The 15,479-nt window shown below is 57.6% G+C and carries 13 protein-coding genes; 3 read left to right on the plus strand and 10 right to left on the minus strand.

Going from position 1 to position 15,479, the window contains the following annotated elements; all coding sequences use genetic code 11:
* Window positions 1-4 precede the first annotated feature (4 nt).
* Together BMW84_RS19750 and BMW84_RS19755 are read right to left on the minus strand one after the other, a co-directional pair.
* Window positions 5-997 carry an N-acetylglucosamine kinase gene (locus BMW84_RS19750; protein WP_091071342.1) on the minus strand — a complete coding sequence of 331 codons (993 nt, stop codon included), beginning with the start codon at window positions 995-997 and terminating at the stop codon, window positions 5-7.
* Window positions 998-1,002: 5 nt separating this feature from the next.
* Window positions 1,003-1,995: a LacI family DNA-binding transcriptional regulator gene (locus tag BMW84_RS19755; RefSeq protein ID WP_091071344.1), complete on the minus strand. Its 993-nt coding sequence runs from the start codon at window positions 1,993-1,995 to the stop codon at window positions 1,003-1,005.
* Between the two features lie 257 nt (window positions 1,996-2,252).
* On the opposite strand from BMW84_RS19755, the gene BMW84_RS19760 reads away from it, so the two are divergent.
* On the plus strand, window positions 2,253-3,344 hold the full coding sequence (locus BMW84_RS19760) for a threonine aldolase family protein (RefSeq protein WP_091071345.1): 1,092 nt from the start codon (window positions 2,253-2,255) through the stop codon (window positions 3,342-3,344).
* A gap of 77 nt (window positions 3,345-3,421) precedes the next feature.
* Here BMW84_RS19760 and udk read toward each other — a convergent pair whose 3' ends face one another.
* From udk to BMW84_RS19800, 8 genes are all read right to left on the minus strand, one after another.
* Complete coding sequence (gene udk / locus BMW84_RS19765; protein WP_091071347.1) at window positions 3,422-4,066, minus strand: uridine kinase; 645 nt, start codon at window positions 4,064-4,066, stop codon at window positions 3,422-3,424.
* A gap of 234 nt (window positions 4,067-4,300) precedes the next feature.
* Window positions 4,301-5,284, minus strand: coding sequence for a glycoside hydrolase family 43 protein (locus BMW84_RS19770; protein WP_091071348.1), 984 nt, complete (start codon window positions 5,282-5,284; stop codon window positions 4,301-4,303).
* 210 nt (window positions 5,285-5,494) lie between these two features.
* Complete coding sequence (locus tag BMW84_RS19775) at window positions 5,495-6,814, minus strand: glycosyltransferase family 2 protein (protein WP_175498920.1); 1,320 nt, start codon at window positions 6,812-6,814, stop codon at window positions 5,495-5,497.
* A gap of 43 nt (window positions 6,815-6,857) precedes the next feature.
* Window positions 6,858-8,387 carry a lipopolysaccharide biosynthesis protein gene (locus BMW84_RS19780; RefSeq protein WP_091071352.1) on the minus strand — a complete coding sequence of 510 codons (1,530 nt, stop codon included), beginning with the start codon at window positions 8,385-8,387 and terminating at the stop codon, window positions 6,858-6,860.
* On the minus strand, window positions 8,377-9,507 hold the full coding sequence (locus tag BMW84_RS19785; protein WP_175498922.1) for a polysaccharide pyruvyl transferase family protein: 1,131 nt from the start codon (window positions 9,505-9,507) through the stop codon (window positions 8,377-8,379). Before BMW84_RS19785 ends, BMW84_RS19780 begins: the two co-directional genes overlap by 11 nt.
* On the minus strand, window positions 9,504-10,559 hold the full coding sequence (locus BMW84_RS19790; RefSeq protein WP_091071355.1) for a glycosyltransferase family 2 protein: 1,056 nt from the start codon (window positions 10,557-10,559) through the stop codon (window positions 9,504-9,506). Before BMW84_RS19790 ends, BMW84_RS19785 begins: the two co-directional genes overlap by 4 nt.
* Window positions 10,560-10,594: 35 nt before the next feature.
* Entirely contained in the window at window positions 10,595-11,500 is a 906-nt protein-coding gene (locus BMW84_RS19795; protein WP_091071356.1) for a glycosyltransferase family A protein, read from the minus strand.
* Window positions 11,501-11,628: 128 nt separating this feature from the next.
* Window positions 11,629-12,501, minus strand: coding sequence for an aldose 1-epimerase family protein (locus BMW84_RS19800; RefSeq protein ID WP_091071358.1), 873 nt, complete (start codon window positions 12,499-12,501; stop codon window positions 11,629-11,631).
* Window positions 12,502-12,640: 139 nt separating this feature from the next.
* Between BMW84_RS19800 and BMW84_RS19805 the strand changes: the two genes are divergently transcribed.
* On the plus strand, window positions 12,641-13,867 hold the full coding sequence (locus BMW84_RS19805) for a Zn-dependent hydrolase (protein ID WP_091071359.1): 1,227 nt from the start codon (window positions 12,641-12,643) through the stop codon (window positions 13,865-13,867).
* A gap of 297 nt (window positions 13,868-14,164) precedes the next feature.
* Window positions 14,165-15,298 (plus strand): alanine dehydrogenase, encoded by a 1,134-nt coding sequence (gene ald / locus BMW84_RS19810; protein ID WP_091071361.1) that lies wholly within the window; start codon window positions 14,165-14,167, stop codon window positions 15,296-15,298.
* The last annotated feature ends 181 nt before the right edge of the window (window positions 15,299-15,479 follow it).

Genomic DNA, 15,479 nt, shown 5'->3' on the forward strand with positions numbered 1-15,479 from the left:
TAAGTCACTCCTGTCTCCAAATGGGAATGGTCTCAAAATCGCGGTAGGCGCGCATCCGCTCCGCAGCCTCGGGTGCGACGCTTCCGCCGCCGGCTTCCATGGCGGCCCACACGGCGCCGATGACCGGCTCTGCGGTCAGCGTCACAACGGCGGCCTGCGGGGCAGCTTCCCGCACGGCCGCTTCAATCGGACCGCGGATCCAGCCGCGGTCGCCCCGGGTCAGCAGGCTGCCGGCGAGCACGACATCGAAACGGTCGTGCCCCATCCCCAGCCTGCGGATGACCGCCGCCGCCGAGCGGCCCAGCTCGGACCCCTGGCGGCGGAGGATCTCAAGCGCCGCCGGGTCGCCTTCGGCGGCGGCCGGAAAGAGCAGGCGCGCGGCTTCCAGCGGCACCTGCTTGCCATGGTCGAGGAAATCGTTCCACATATCCTCGACCGAGGAATAGCCGAGCAGCGCGAGCAGCGGCCCGGTCAGGAGCGTCGGCGCCTCGCGACCGTCCCAGGCGCGGATGACGGTGCGGAACACCTCGATGTTCAGCGCCCCGCCGCCGCCGAAATCGCCGTACATATAATCGAAGCCGCCGCATTGATAATGCCGGCCGGCAGGGTTAATGCCTGCAGCGTTCGTGCCCGTGCCGCAGATCAGCGCGACGCCGTAAGGGCGGTCTGTGCCCGCCCGCAGGCCGATAATCGTATCGGCGGCCACGGTGTAGTCCTTGAAGCCGAGGCTGCCGATGATACCGTGCAGGATATCATAGTCGGCCTTGCGGTCCGCGCCGGCGAGGCCGAAAAACGTATGCCGGACATCCGCCAGACCGATGCCTGCCTGTGCCAGTGCGCCAAACGCCGCTTCGCGGATGCTCCGGGCCGCCTGCCCGGCGCCGAGCTGATGATTGCCGTTGCCGCTCCGCCCCTTGCCGAGCACGTTGCCGTGTTCATCGGCTACGAGGGCATAGGTTTTGCTGCCGCCTCCGTCGAGGCCCAGCACATAAGCCATCGCGTTCACTCCTTCGTGGTGGATTCGCGCATGATCAGCTCCGGCTCAATAACAACGCCGGAGCCGCGCACTTGCTTGCCGCCGATCCGCTTCAGCAGCAGCTCGGCGGCGGCGCGCCCGATTTGGTCCGCCGGCTGGCGCAGGGTGGACAAATGCGGGCGGAGCCGGGAGGCGAGGTACTGGTCATCGTACCCGATGACCAATACCTCGCCCGGCACGGCAACGCCGCTTTCCCTCAGGGCGTTGATCAGCCCCAGGGCGAGATGGTCGTCGCCGGCAAACACGGCGTCCGGCAGCCGGCCGCCGGACAGCCAGCGCCGCCCCGCCGCGTAGCCGGCGGCGATGTCGTAGTCGCCGCTCGCGACCTCGAACGGCGACATCCCGGCTTCCTCCAGCGCGCGGAGGAAGCCGGCCCGCCGCTCCCGCGTGCTGCGGAAGCTTTCGCTTCCGCAAAGATGCGCGATGGAGCGGCAGCCTTGCGCGATCAGATGGCGGCCGGCGAGATAGCCGCCTTTGAAATTGTCCACGTTCACCGCGTGGACGTCATTCTCCGCTTCCTGGTTGTCGATCAGCACGTAGGGAATGCCGCGGCGCTTCATTTCCGGCACGTAGCGGTCCTCGGCCAGCGGGGAGAGCAGGATCATGCCATCGACCCGGTCTTCGCGGATCAGATAGTGGTCGTTGTCCGTATCGGTCTCCGGCGTTACGGAAATGGCAAGATAATAGCCGTGCATCGCCAGCAGTCCGGTTACTTCCTTGACCACCTCGTCAAAAAACGAGTCGTTCAGCGTGCTGACGATCAGGCCGATGACGCCGGTGCGACCGCTGGCCAGGCTGCGTGCCGCTGCGCTGGGATGGTAATCCAGCGCCTTCATCGCGGCCAGCACCTTCTGCCGGTTGCTTTCCCGGACCGAAGCTGCGCCGTTCAGCACCCGTGAGACGGTTACGACCGATAAGCCGGATTTCTTGGCGACGTCGTGAATATTGATCTTCGACAGGGTTCTTCCTCCTCCTGAAGTTTAAGCGGTTTAACTCTATTGCGTGAGCGAAGTGAATCCTACTGGATTTAATTGAATAATTGCGGACGGTGCGACCTAAAAGTTTAACCGCTTTAACTTTAAAGCTCTATCCGCGACCATCATAAAGGATGGTCTCCCAAAAATCCAGCTTTATTTTTTATCGGCATAAAATGATATAATGCAACCATTGCGGGCCGGGGGTAGATCCGGCTCTATTTCTGGAGGAGGGTTATTTGATGAACGAGCAAAAAACACTGGCTGAAGCTTTCCAGGCGGCTCCGTTTAAGCTGCCGGGCCATGGAGACCGCGATTTCGGCGTGCTTAAGGCGGCGTTTGCGGAGACGGAGGATCAAGCGGCGTCCGATATGTACGGTGCCGGCGGGGTCATTGAACAATTCCAGGCGGAGATGGCTGAAGTATTAGGGAAGGAAGCGGCGGTCTTTTTTCCGAGCGGCACCATGGCCCAGCAGATTGCGCTGCGCATCTGGAGCGACCGTCAAGGAAGCCGGAAGGTAGCCTATCATCCGCTGTGCCATCTGGAAATCCATGAGCAGGACGGGTTGAAGGAGCTGCATCATTTGGAGCCGGTTTTGCTCTGCGACGAGCATAACCTGATTACGCTGGAGGATGTAAAGGGGATGGGCAGCGATATCGCCTGCCTGCTGCTGGAGCTGCCGCAGCGGGAGATCGGCGGGCAATTGCCGGATTACGCCGAGCTTGAAGCGATCTCCGCCTACTGCCGCGAGCAGGGGATCAAGCTGCATCTGGAGGGGGCGCGGCTATTCGAAGTGCTGCCTTATTACGGAAAGACGGCGGCCGAAGTATGCGCGCTTTTTGACAGCGTATATATCTCCTTCTATAAAGGCATCGGCGCTATCGCCGGAGCCGTGCTTGCCGGAGACCCGGACTTTACAGAAGAATCGAAGATTTGGAAACGGCGGCACGGCGGGGATCTAATTAGCCTGTATCCGTATATTGTGACTTCGGCGTATTATTACAAACAGCGGATAGGCAAGATGGCGCAGTATTATGCCGAAGCGAAAGAGCTGGCACCGTTATTTAACGCTCTGCCGGCGGTATCGACGCTGCCTGCGGAGCCGGTATCGAATATGTTTCATGTGCATTTTGCCATGGCGAAGGACCGCGTGGAGCCGCTGCTGATCCGCTTGTGCGAAGAGACCGGCGTCGGATTAACCGGCGGCCTGCGGGAGACCGGCGCGGATGCCTGCAAATTCGAGCTAAACATCGGCGACCGTTACGGCGCAATCGGCAAAGACAAGCTCCAAGAGGCGTTCGGCATCCTAAGCGGATTGTTGGCAAAGGCCTAAGTAAATCCTTGAACTTGGAAAAATGGAACGGAAAATATATAAAAAGCGACTCCTAGGAGTCGCTTTTTTGGAGAATATCAGTTTCGTCCGGCGCTGTTCCACTGCTGGTCGCCCGACAAATATTTGGCGGTCAGCACGGACAGCAGCTCGATGCCGACTTCGTTCTGGCCCCCTTCGGGGATGATCAGGTCGGCGTATTTCTTCGACGGCTCGATGAATGCTTCATGCATCGGTTTGACGGTGGTTAAATACTGGGTGTTGATGGAGCGGATGGTCCGGCCGCGTTCCTCGATGTCGCGCAGCACCCGGCGCATGATGCGCACATCCGGGTCGGTGTCGACGAACACTTTGATGTTCAGCTGTTCGCGCAGTTTTTCGTCGGACAGCACGTGAAGGCCTTCGATAATCACGATATTATTAGGCTGCAGCTCTATGGTATGGCTTGTGGAGCGGGCGTGCACGGTAAAATCGTATACCGGAGCCGAAGCGGGTTTACCCGTCTTCAGCAGGCTCAGGTGTTCGATCAGCAGGTCGTTGTCGAACGCGAGCGGATGGTCGTAATTGATTTCGGCACGCGCCTCCATGTCGAGGTGCGAGTGGTCTTTATAATAGTTGTCTTGAGAAATGAACGTAACTTTGTCCGTTCCCAGACGGTCGATGACGGAGCGGGCGACTGTCGTTTTGCCGGAGCCGGTGCCGCCGGCGATCCCAATAATGAGCATGGTTGTTCATAAACCTCCCTAAGCTGTTGCCTTTACAATTCCAATATTGTAGCATAGCGGACAAGCGATTTCATCCCGGAAAGCCCATCTCTCACGGAAAGTTTGCAAAATATATCGATTTTGGACAAAAAAAGGCGAAGCGCATCGGCGCTCCGTCTTTTTATTGTCTATCGGGTAAGAGATCTCCGGTGATCTATTAGGGCGAAAACGCCTAAAAGCTGCCGGAAATCCGGCTTAATTGTTGTAAGGATCGATCGTGCGGATCGTGCCGTCTGCATTGTAGTGCAGCTCGGTGTATTTGACGCTGCGCTTGTTGTCTGCGCCGCCGGACAAGGAGCTGTCATGGTAGAACAGGTACCATTGCCCTTCGACTTCGACGATGGAATGATGCGTGGTCCAGCCGATGACCGGCGTCAGGATCGTGCCCTGGAAAGTGAACGGCCCAACCGGGCTGTCCCCGATGGCATACACGATCTGATGCGTGGAGCCGGTGGAGTAGGACAGATAATATTTGCCGTTATATTTGTGCATCCACGGGCCTTCGAAATACCGGCGGTTTTCGTCGCCTGCCGTCAACGGCTTACCGTCAGCGTCGACGATGGAGATTTCCTGCGGAGCCGCCTTGAAGGTCAGCATGTCCTCGTTCAGTTCGGCTACGCGCGGACCGATCGCCGGAGCATCCGCCGCCGGGCCTTCGCCGTCCGGATTAAAGGCGCCGGTCTGCCATTTCTCAAGCTGCCCGCCCCAAAGGCCGCCGAAATACATGTAGGCGCGGCCGTCTTCGTCCACCAGTACGGCCGGGTCGATGCTGTAGCTGCCCGGGATATAATCCGGCTGAGCCTCGAACGGTCCGGCCGGATTAGCCGAAGTGGCGACGCCGATGCGGAAGATGCCGTCTTTATCGCGAGCCGGGAAATAAAGGTAGTAGGTATTGTTTTTGAAGGCGGCATCCGGGGCCCACATTTGTGAGGTTGCCCAAGGCACGTCCTTGACATGCAGCGCTTCGCCGTTGTCCACGCACTCCGCCGTAATGCCGTCCATGGACAGAATGTGGTAATCCTCCATATCGTATTGGTCGCCGTTGTCGTTGGAGACTTTTTCGTGATCGAGATCATGGGAAGGATAGATATAGATTTTGCCGTCAAACACATGGGCCGAAGGGTCGGCAGTATAAATATGGGTCACCAGCGGTTCGTTGCGCTTTGAAGCTTTGCTCATTTCGGGTTCCTCCTCGAGTAATGTACGCACGTACATTTTTATTGCTGTCCTTATCTTAGCAGACAACCCGCGAGGAATAAAGTCATTTCAACAATTTCGTACGATCTGCATAAAAACGCTGTCATTCCTGACAAGCCCCGGAGGCATACGCCGCCGGGGAAGGATTGCGAACCGCCGTGAAGGCCGGACTCAGGGGCGAGTCGTAAGGAATCACCGTCCGAGCAAAGCCCGGACGAAGGACACGCGCAGCAGCTGCTTTTTCATCAGTCTTGTGCGGAAGCTGCGTTTCAGCCGGTGGTAGGCGTCCGGGCAGTGCAGCCGGGTCCAGTCGTACATCGCTTTATAGTCGCTGTGGTTCTTGGCCGAATTAAGCAGGTAATACGAAACGGTATCGTACACATTATGGGCGAACCATTCGTTCAGCTCCGCGCGGCCAAAACCCAGTCGATCTGCCGCCATGTCCCGGATCAGCCGCTTCTCCTCGAGGTTCTCGATCAGGAACGACTGGCTGAGATGGAAGGTGATGTTATTGCCGTGAATCCGGTAGACGCCGGCCAAGGTGTCGATAAATCCGGCATCGCCGATTAGCAGCGCCCGCAAATAGATGGAAGCGTCATTGACCATCTTCATGTTCAGAATATCCATCTTCATCAGCGCTTCGCGTTTGAAGACGGCGGTCAGCGTCGAAGCTGGCTTCGGATAACCCGGTTGTTCGAAATGCCTGAAGTAATTGCGCTGCGGCGTAATGCGGTCGAGCTGAAGGCTGGAGACGGCAAACCGTCCGCCCGCGGTATATTCCAGGAACACATTGGCCGCCACAAACGAGATGTCCGGATGCTGCAAATGGAACAACGCCGCCCGGGTGAAATAACCGCTGTCGATCAAATAGTCGTCATCATCGAGGAAAAGAATCAGCTCCCCGTCGCCATGGGCGGCCAGCGCCTGCCGCCGGTTATGGCCGGGACCGCGGTTCTGCCGATTGCGCATATAAATGACGCGGGGCTCGCCGCTGAAATGTCGCTCGACCATCTCGCATGTTCCGTCGCTCGAGCAGTCGTCGATGACGACGATTTCGAAATGCGGATAATCCTGCCGCAGAATGCTTTCGACGGCCTGGCGCAAATAGTCCTTGCGGTTATAGGTCGTGATAATCACGCTGATTTTGGGCAGCTCTTTGGCCGGTTCCCGTTCGGTGTAAGCCTGAATTTCCGGTGCAAGCTGGGGGTCGCGCAACGGGTCCAGCCGCTCCGGCAGATCGCCAAGCTCCGGGCCGGCGATGCCGAATTGGGCGGCGAGATAATACTGCAGCGCGTCGGAAGAGGCGCCGCCGCGCAGATAAGCGTCGACCGTCTGCGCCAGCGTGCCGAGAATCTCCCGCGCCGCAGCCGCCGGCTCGCGCTCGGTATGCTGCCGGAACGCGGCGAGGAGCTTCGCGCGGTCCCGATTCTCCGGCGTTGCCTGCTCCAGCAATTCCCGCAGGCGCTTTAGCGCCTGCCTTCCGGAAGCTTGCAAGGTTTCGCTTGGGTTCATGTTCCGTTCCTCCCTGTTCATGGATGCTGGGCGGATTGCAGGATTACGCCTGCTCCGCCGATACTTTCCGCCGCATCTTCGCGGCGCCGCGCCGGGCATATTCCAGGGCCGTCGCAAAGGCTTCGCGTTCCAGCAAGGAGCCGACCAGCACGTAGAGCGGCAGCAGCACGGCGCCAAACACGATGCCCCACAGAATAATGCCGGCATACGAATCGATATGCAGCTCCATCCGGCGGCTGATAAACACGGTGGCGGCAAATACGGCGACATTGGCCAGCCAGCGCCGGAACGTCACCCACGGGCTTCGCTGCAGCAGCATTTTGCTGGCATAGACGACAATATCAATCGAGCGGTACAGCAGGGCGCAGATCGTGCCCATCAGCACGCCGTAAATGCCGAAATAGATGACGAATACGACCGAAGCGCCGATATTAATGGCCGATTCCAAAATGGAGCGGAACTGCGTGCTCCGGAAATGGCCGGCAATCGTAATCAGATTGTTGGAGGTGGTGCGGGCATTGGTCAGCAGCTTGATTGCAACGAAGAGCACCGGCAGCCAGAAGTCGATGTAGTTCACGTCGTTGACGCCTTCCGTATAGAGCCGCATGAACGGCAGAATCAGCAGATAGACGGCGGTCAGGATGGCAAAGATCAGGCTCATGAAATAGACTTCGTAGGCATCGTAAAATTTGACGAATTCCTTTTTGCTGCCATGATAGCTCTGCCCGAGGGCCGATTTGACGCTGCCGTTGATGGTCTGGACGATATTGTCGACAATCGTAAAAATCATGTTGTACATGACGTAGATGCTTACAATCTTCAGATTCGTAAAAATCGTCAAAATCAACACATCGGTGTTGCGGAATACCAGATAAGAGATTTCATGGACAAGCACTGAATTCTTTTGCCCGATGGCAGCGAAGTCGGGTGCGGCGGCGGGGTCGATCCACTGGTAATTCCGCTTCATGTAGACGTAGAAGGCCACGATCTGCAGAACGGTCAGCACGAAAAAGGACGCCTGCACCGCGATGATATCGACCCCCTGCAGCAGCAGGGTGATCCGCACGACATTGTTCAGAATGTTGGCGATCGTGACAATGGACGTCTCGATATAGCTTTTGCCCTCGGCGATCAGCAGCACGCGGAACTTGCCCTGGTAATAGTAATTGATCGCTCCGCCCATGCCGGAAAATAAAATGATGACCGCGATGCTCAGCTTATCGATTTCGGAATGAATCAGCAGCGGATATACAATGGCGAGCAGCACCACCGAGATAAAATAATAGATCCCGGTTTTTCTGTAGTAGCTGTTGCTGGCGGCAAGAATGGAGCTGATGCCGGCGCGGTCTGCGGAAGCGCATGGTTTGTACAGCGCCTGCAGCGATGCCGCTCCGATGCCCGCTTCGAGCAAGGCGAAATAGCTGATGATCTGCACGATGGAGGCGATGAGGCCGTTGGCCTCGGAGCCGTAGTTGACCATAATAAGGCGCGGGATGAAAAAGCCGAGAATAATCGTGATGACCTGGCTCGTCAAACCGAAGCCGAGGTTAAGCATGCTCCGTTTAGCTTTCATAGCTTCTTCTCCCTTCCGGCAACGGCTGGGCCGACAGTTCGTCGTCGAGCCGCGCAAAGTGATTCTCCGCCTGCCGGGCCAGTGCCGAAACGTCCAGCGGTTCGGCCGCCATCGCGGCGTAGACCTCTTCCGGCTGCAGCGCGGCCAGGCGGGAGAAATCGGCATACCCGCCGTGGAAGCCGGCGTCATCCATCACGTTGACCATCTTTTTGCTGTAGGCGACCGGGAATACCGGCTTGCCGAGTACCCAGCCGAGGATCATGGCGTGAAAGCGGGAAGCAACCACGCAATCGGCGGCGGCGAGTGTGGCGAGCATCTCATCCATCCGGGTCCGGTAGCGGACAATGCCGATCTCGCGCTGCAGGTCTGCCGGAACAAGCGTCTGGATCGCTTCGGCGGCTTCTTCGTCGCCTTCATGGCGGCAGAAGGAGAGCAGCTGCACGGCATACCCTTGGCGGATGAAATAAACTGCAATCTCTTTCATTTTTTCATAATAGAGGTCGTCAAAGCCGGCCAATGCCTTGGAGGAAGGGCGGATGACGGAGATTGCCGCCGTTTTACGCGCCGTTTCGGGTCCCCGTGCGGGCGGAACCTTCATTTGAAAAATAATATCCGGCGCCAGCCGGACGTTGCCGAGCGTCTGAAACAGCTCATAGGAAGCTTGCTCGCGGAAGCAGATGTCGGTGTATTCGGCGAAGAGGCGCCGGTAGGTGTCGTAATACGCTTCGTCCGTGTACGGGCCGAAGTTCGCGCCGAGCACGTAATACGGCTTGCTTTTGTTGCGCAGGTCTTCCATCTCGGCTGTGTACTCCCGCCAATGTTCGCCCTGCATGAAGATCGAGCCGCCGATATGTACCGTGCCGCCGCAGAGATTGCCGATCAGCTGCTGCATGAATTGCTTGTGCAGCTTCAGCCGCTTGAAGACAAAGTTGACGCCCCGGAACCACAGCGCGTCGGAAGCATAAATTTTGAGGTTGGGCAGGTCGCCGAAGACTCGCTTGTATTCGCCGGGGGCAATCAGAATGAACCTTTTATCCGGATAACGTTCGCAGAGCACCTTGATAAACAGGTCATCCCCCAGATTAAATTCGGTATATGCGCGGATCAGTAGCTTGTTCATACATTGATTTCCTTTCTGAAGATCGCCGTTTTGATGCGGTGTTTGAAGCCCGACCATTTCCCGTCCGCCGCCACCAGCCACTGGTACAGCTTGGGCGAAATCCGGAACGCCCGGATTTGCAGCGCCAGCTGGCGGTCATCGCCCGGATAACGCCGCATTACGCTCTGCAGCTCACTGTTCAGCGCGGGATAACAGCTGTCGATATCGCGCAGAAGCTGCCATATGTTCACGCGGGCAGTGCCGGTCAGGCAGGTCCGTAAATTGTAGAAATAATTTTCGGTCAGCTCCCGGCCGAGTAAGAGCTCCGATATGGCATCGGCCTCCCGGAAGGGATGGGCTTTAAAGTAGCCGTCCACCCGTTTGAAGGCATCGACGACATCGAATTTCTGGACATTATAGCTTCCCGTGATGGAGGATTTGCGCTGCACATAAAACGTCAGCACATCGGGAAGCACGACAACGCGCTGCGCCCGGGTCAACGCTTTGTAGATCAACTCCTGATCCTCGCCGCTTGCGCAGCGCTCGGTGTACCGGATGCCGTGCTCGAGCAGGAATTGCCGGCGGAAGGCAATGCTGCCCGTCCACACCCGCAGGCTCCGCTTGACGAAGATCCGCTGCAGCGCTTCCCCGCCGGTAATGTCGGCAGGCTCCGACACGAAACTGGCAATGGGCGATTTATCCTCGCGGACGAGATCGTACCCCCAGCAGAGGGCGTCCGGCTGCCCGTCCCGGGTCTGTTCCTCGATGCGCTGCACGAGCAGGCGGTCGGCATAATCGTCGCCGTCCAGGAACATCACATAATCGCCCTCAGCCTCCGCCAGGCCGGCATTGCGCGCGGCGCTGACGCCGCCGTTGGCTCTGGTGATCAGCTTGGAGCGCAGCACGGGATGCTGCGAGAGGAATGCCGCCGCTACCTCCGCCGTCCGGTCGGTGGACCCGTCGTTGACGAGTACCAGCTCAAAACGCTTATCGCTTTGGGCGAGGAGCGATTCCAGCAGCGTAGTAATGTAAGATTCCAGATTATACATGGGAACGACAATGCTTACGGTCATGTGGCCCCTCCTCCCCCTTTCCTGAGATTAGGCATTTAATCGGCAATCCGCCGGGAGAAAATCTCCTTTAGTCCCCGCTTATATCCATTGATCGCGGCGAAATTTTTCTTGGGCTGCTCCCGCAGAATCAGATAGAGCGTCGTCCAGACCAGCGCCAGATAGCCGCCCGGGCCGGAGCGTTTGTCTTTCAGCAAATACACGTGATTCATCACCCGGGTATAGGCGACAACCTCCAGATTGTCCCGCGAAGCCGGGGATTCATGATGCAGCAGCTTGAGCTCCGGATTGATGTACAGCGGGCCGGAACGCTGGGCAATGCGGGACAGCATAATATCCTCGCCGACGCTGTAGCTGGTCAGCCAGGGAATCGGCTGAAGCCCCCGGATCGCTGAAGTTTTGAACGACATATTGCAGCCGTGCTGGAATTCCGTGCGGAAGATCCGCCGTGCTTTATGCCAGTTGTACATGGAGCCGGCCTGGCCGCTTAACGAGAGCTTGCCGCTCGATAAGGATTGCTGAAAGGATAACAGGCAGCGAAGGGTACCGAAGAAGCTGTTGCGCATTCCGATGGCGACTCCGCCGACGCCGGCGCAGTTCGGGTGATCGAGGTAGGTTTGGAGCAGCGTGGATAAATAATGGTCGGGGATCTCGACATCGTCATCGAGAAACAGGATGATGTCCATGGCGGACAGCTCCACGGCTTTGATCCTCGACAGCCAGAGCCCCCGGTCATTTTTCTTGAAATAGACCAGGGGATAACCTCGGGCAGCGAGTAAAGTTTCGAATTGATGGAGTGTAGCTTGGGGGATTTCACCGTCGTCTATGATAATGACCTCAACCGGTTGCGTTTGGCCGATGTTTTGAGTGGCGATGGAGCGGATGCAACGCGTCAAATCGGCGATCCGGTTGCGGGTGCAAATGGCCACGGACAAACTTAGCATATACTCTCCTCCCTTATCCAATGTCCCGTACATCTCTCTGTAATTTCACATGGGAATATAAGCTAAGTTAAGCTTACTATTGGCTAAGAAAGCTTGTATATACTACTTTAGTTTACTTGTTCCACAGGTTATTCGCCTGCATCAATCGTTAAGGACGCTGTAAATTGCCCCCCTGGAGCAAGCGTGACCGCATTCGTTTTTTCGCCCAGTTCTCCGGTAAAATGCTCGTCGTCGGCGATGCCGTGCCAAGGCTCGATGCACAGGAACGGCGCATCCTTGCGCTGCCAGATGCCAAGGTCCGGAAAGTTCTCGAAGGAGACGGCCACGCGGGAAGCGGAGCTGCCTCCACGCAGCGTGATGCGCCGGGAAGCGATATCACGGAAGACGAGGGCATCCCCGTAGAACATTTCATGGTTCAAAGGCAGGCGTCCATCGACCAGGGCAAGCGGCTCTGCCTTGCCTTCGATGATGAGGCCGGATTCGTTCAGGAACAGGCGCTCCAGCTGCTCCGGCCGGTCAAACTCAAGGAAGTAGTCCGGCAGGCTGCCTTCGCCGTGCAGCGGGCACAGGAACGCCGGATGCGTGCCGAGTTGAAACGGCATTTCGCGGTCGCCGGTGTTGCGGACCACATACTCGATCTTCAGCGACTGTCCGTCCAGCGTGTAGATCAGATCCAGGGAAAAAGAGAACGGATAGCTGGCGTGCGTCGTTTCATTATCGGTCAGCCGGAAGGCTGCCCGGGTGTCATCCGCTTCCAGCAAGGTGAACAGGCAACGCCGGGCGAAGCCGTGGTTGCCGATGGTATAGGCAGTGCCATCCACCTTGATCTGCCCGTTCCGCGCCGCGCCGACGATCGGAAACAGCACAGGCGAGCGGCCCGTCCAGAATGCGGCGTCCCCGCTCCACATGTATTCCTGTCCTTTGGTGATAAAACTGACCAGCTCCGCGCCCAGCGGGTTGATCTGTACTTCGGTCTCTTTGCTTCTCAGAATCGTGTTCATCGTTCATGCCCCTTTCGAAGGTTCGGATGTAGAGGTTTAGCTACAAACATTTTACAGTGTGTCAAATGAAAATCAAAAAGTTTGCAGTAACATATATAGATAACTAATATTCCATGAGAACGAAGCGGAGGGACAAACCATGCAGCTGCAGCAGGTATTCGTGAACGGCGGAAGGTTGAAGGACACGATTGAGGCGTTTGCCGACTTCGGACGGACGGAGCGGAATGGGGTGACCCGGCTCTCCTTGTCGGAGCAGGATGTGCAGGTACGGAACTATTTTGCCGCCTGCTGCGAAGAACTTGGCATGAGCGTGACGGCGGATGACATGGGCAACATGTATGCCACGCTTCCAGGCGCCCAGGCAGGGCCGCCGGTCGTTATCGGCTCGCATCTGGATACGGTGAAGAGGGGCGGCCGGTTCGACGGCGTGCTTGGCGTCCTTGCGGGTCTGGAGGTCGTGCGGACGCTGGTGGACCATGGCATCAAGCCGCGGCTGCCGGTGACGGTCATGAATTTCACCAATGAGGAAGGCGCGCGGTTCGAGCCGTCGATGATGGCGTCCGGCGTGCTGTCCGGCAAGTTCGATAAAGCCGTGATGCTGCAGAAGAAAGATCCCGAAGGTACGACCTTTGCCGAAGCGCTGGCTGCGAGCGGTTTTGCCGGCGACGAAAGCAACCGGATCAAGGAGGCGACCGCTTACCTGGAGCTGCACATCGAACAGGGGCCCGTGCTGGAAAAAGAAAACATCTCGATCGGCCTCGTTGACTGCGTCGTCGGCATGGCCTGTTACGAGATTGAAGTGACGGGCGAATCGGACCATGCCGGTACGACGCCGATGGACATGCGCAAAGACGCGCTGTTTGCCGCGACGGAGATCATTGCTGAGCTGCGCGGCAAGCTGGGGGCACTCGACCTGGAGCTGGTATATACGATGGGACGGCTGAATGTGCTGCCGAATATCCATACCGTCATTCCGAACAAAGTGATCTTTACCGTGGAAGCCAGACACAAAGACATGGACCAGGTGCGGGCGGTGGAGGAGATCATCCTCGGGCTGCCGGAAGAAGTGCTCTCTTGTACGGTGGGGCGCACCAAGCTGTGGGGCCGCGATACGGTCTGGTTCGATCCGCAGGTCTGCGCCAAGGTGGAGCAGGCGGCGCAGGCACTGGGCTATTCCGCAAGAAAAATAGCCAGCGGCGCCGGGCATGATGCCCAGTTTGTCGCCGGTTTCCTGCCGTCGGCGATGATCTTTGTCCCGAGCGTGAACGGCAAAAGTCATTGCGAAGAGGAGCTTACCTACTATGAAGACTGTGAAAAAGGCGTCAACGTCGTGCTGGAGACGGTGTTGTCGATTTTGAACGGGTAATATACGTTAGGATACTTCACACTAAATTTTCAGCGTTTTTCGGGATGGCAGCAATCGCTAATCCGAACGAAACCGGGACACCGCTTACGGTGTCCTTTTTTGCGCTTAGGTCTGAAAGCGGTACACATGCCTATATATCGGGATTTAACACCACGCGGACTGCCCTGTTTCCGTGCGCCCATTGTGTAAAAACACAATCATGGCAGATAAATTTTTTAGTTTTTACCAAAATGAGCCTTTAAAGGTTGTGTTATGATTCTTCACATAAAGAACGACAAAAGACAGGAGCGATGAACAATGATTATCGGAGTACCGAAGGAGATCAAAAACAGCGAAAACCGGGTAGCGATTACCCCCGCAGGCGTGGTCAGCTTTGTCGCCGAAGGACATAAAGTGCTCGTACAAGCCGGAGCCGGTCTCGGCAGCGGTTTTCCGAACGAAGAGTACGCCGCCGCCGGCGCCGAACTGATCGAGGAGGTCGCCGAGGTATGGGCCGCCGCCGAAATGATCATGAAGGTCAAAGAACCGCTGCCCAGCGAATACGGGTACTTCCGTCCCGGCCTGATCCTCTTTACGTACCTGCATCTGGCACCTGAACCGGCACTTGCTGCCGCGCTGAAAGACAAGGGCGTGTTTGCCATCGGATACGAAACGGTTGTTTCGGGCCGGACGCTGCCGCTGCTGACGCCGATGAGCGAAGTGGCCGGACGGATGGCCGTGCAGCTCGGCGCGCAATTCCTGCAAAAGAACTACGGAGGCCAAGGGATCCTGCTCTCCGGCGTACCGGGTGTAAGCAGAGGCAAGGTCAGCATCATCGGCGGCGGGGTTGTCGGCACGAACGCGGCGAAGATGGCCATCGGCCTTGGCGCGGAAGTGACGATCGTCGACCTCAGCGCGGACAGACTGCGCCAGCTGGACGACATCTTTGGAGCGCAGATCAGCACGCTAATCTCGAACCCGTACAATATCGCCAAAGCGGTTGCCGAGGCTGATCTGCTGATCGGTGCCGTGCTCATCCCGGGTGCGAAAGCGCCGAAGCTGGTGACCGAAGAAATGGTCAAGGCCATGAAGCCGGGCTCCGTCATCGTTGACGTGGCGATCGACCAGGGCGGCATCGTGGAGACGATCGACCGGGTAACGACCCATGATCATCCGGTGTTCGAAAAACACGGCGTGCTGCATTATTCCGTAGCCAATATGCCGGGTGCCGTCGCCAAGACGTCGACCATCGCCCTTACGAACGTAACCGTTCCGTATGCGCTTGAAATCGCCGGCAAAGGCGTGTTCCAGGCGATTGAAGACAATGCCGGCCTGAAATGCGGCGTCAATGTCGCCAACGGCAGAATCACCTGCCAGGCCGTAGCGGAAGCGCTGGGCGAGGAGTACTTCACGGTGGAGCAAGCCGTGGAACAGGAATTCACCCTGATTTAGGCGTACGCGTTCACGCGCTGAAATATAGAATTGGGCTTTGCAAGCTGCAACAGGCGTACTGTCTATCCACACAGCAAGTCCCCCTTTGTCCGGCGAAAGATCGCCGGATCTTTTTTTGCTCAACACCTGACATGGCTTGTTATAAAACTTGCGAAAAATTTGCGTTGTCCTATAGTCATGC

Origin of the sequence: Paenibacillus sp. NFR01 (assembly GCF_900111565.1) — a bacterium.
Taxonomy (GTDB): Bacteria; Bacillota; Bacilli; order Paenibacillales; family Paenibacillaceae; genus Paenibacillus_AQ.

Excerpts from the sequence above, each read along its gene's own strand:
- BMW84_RS19750 (WP_091071342.1), bottom strand. The coding sequence starts at position 997 with ATGGCTTATGTGCTGGGCCTCGACGGAGGCGGCAGCAAAACCTATGCC.
- BMW84_RS19760 (WP_091071345.1), top strand. The coding sequence starts at position 2,253 with ATGAACGAGCAAAAAACACTGGCTGAAGCTTTCCAGGCGGCTCCGTTT.
- udk (WP_091071347.1), bottom strand. The coding sequence starts at position 4,066 with ATGCTCATTATTGGGATCGCCGGCGGCACCGGCTCCGGCAAAACGACA.
- BMW84_RS19770 (WP_091071348.1), bottom strand. The coding sequence starts at position 5,284 with ATGAGCAAAGCTTCAAAGCGCAACGAACCGCTGGTGACCCATATTTAT.
- BMW84_RS19775 (WP_175498920.1), bottom strand. The coding sequence starts at position 6,814 with ATGAACCCAAGCGAAACCTTGCAAGCTTCCGGAAGGCAGGCGCTAAAG.
- BMW84_RS19780 (WP_091071352.1), bottom strand. The coding sequence starts at position 8,387 with ATGAAAGCTAAACGGAGCATGCTTAACCTCGGCTTCGGTTTGACGAGC.
- BMW84_RS19785 (WP_175498922.1), bottom strand. The coding sequence starts at position 9,507 with ATGAACAAGCTACTGATCCGCGCATATACCGAATTTAATCTGGGGGAT.
- BMW84_RS19790 (WP_091071355.1), bottom strand. The coding sequence starts at position 10,559 with ATGACCGTAAGCATTGTCGTTCCCATGTATAATCTGGAATCTTACATT.
- BMW84_RS19795 (WP_091071356.1), bottom strand. The coding sequence starts at position 11,500 with ATGCTAAGTTTGTCCGTGGCCATTTGCACCCGCAACCGGATCGCCGAT.
- BMW84_RS19800 (WP_091071358.1), bottom strand. The coding sequence starts at position 12,501 with ATGAACACGATTCTGAGAAGCAAAGAGACCGAAGTACAGATCAACCCG.
- BMW84_RS19805 (WP_091071359.1), top strand. The coding sequence starts at position 12,641 with ATGCAGCTGCAGCAGGTATTCGTGAACGGCGGAAGGTTGAAGGACACG.
- ald (WP_091071361.1), top strand. The coding sequence starts at position 14,165 with ATGATTATCGGAGTACCGAAGGAGATCAAAAACAGCGAAAACCGGGTA.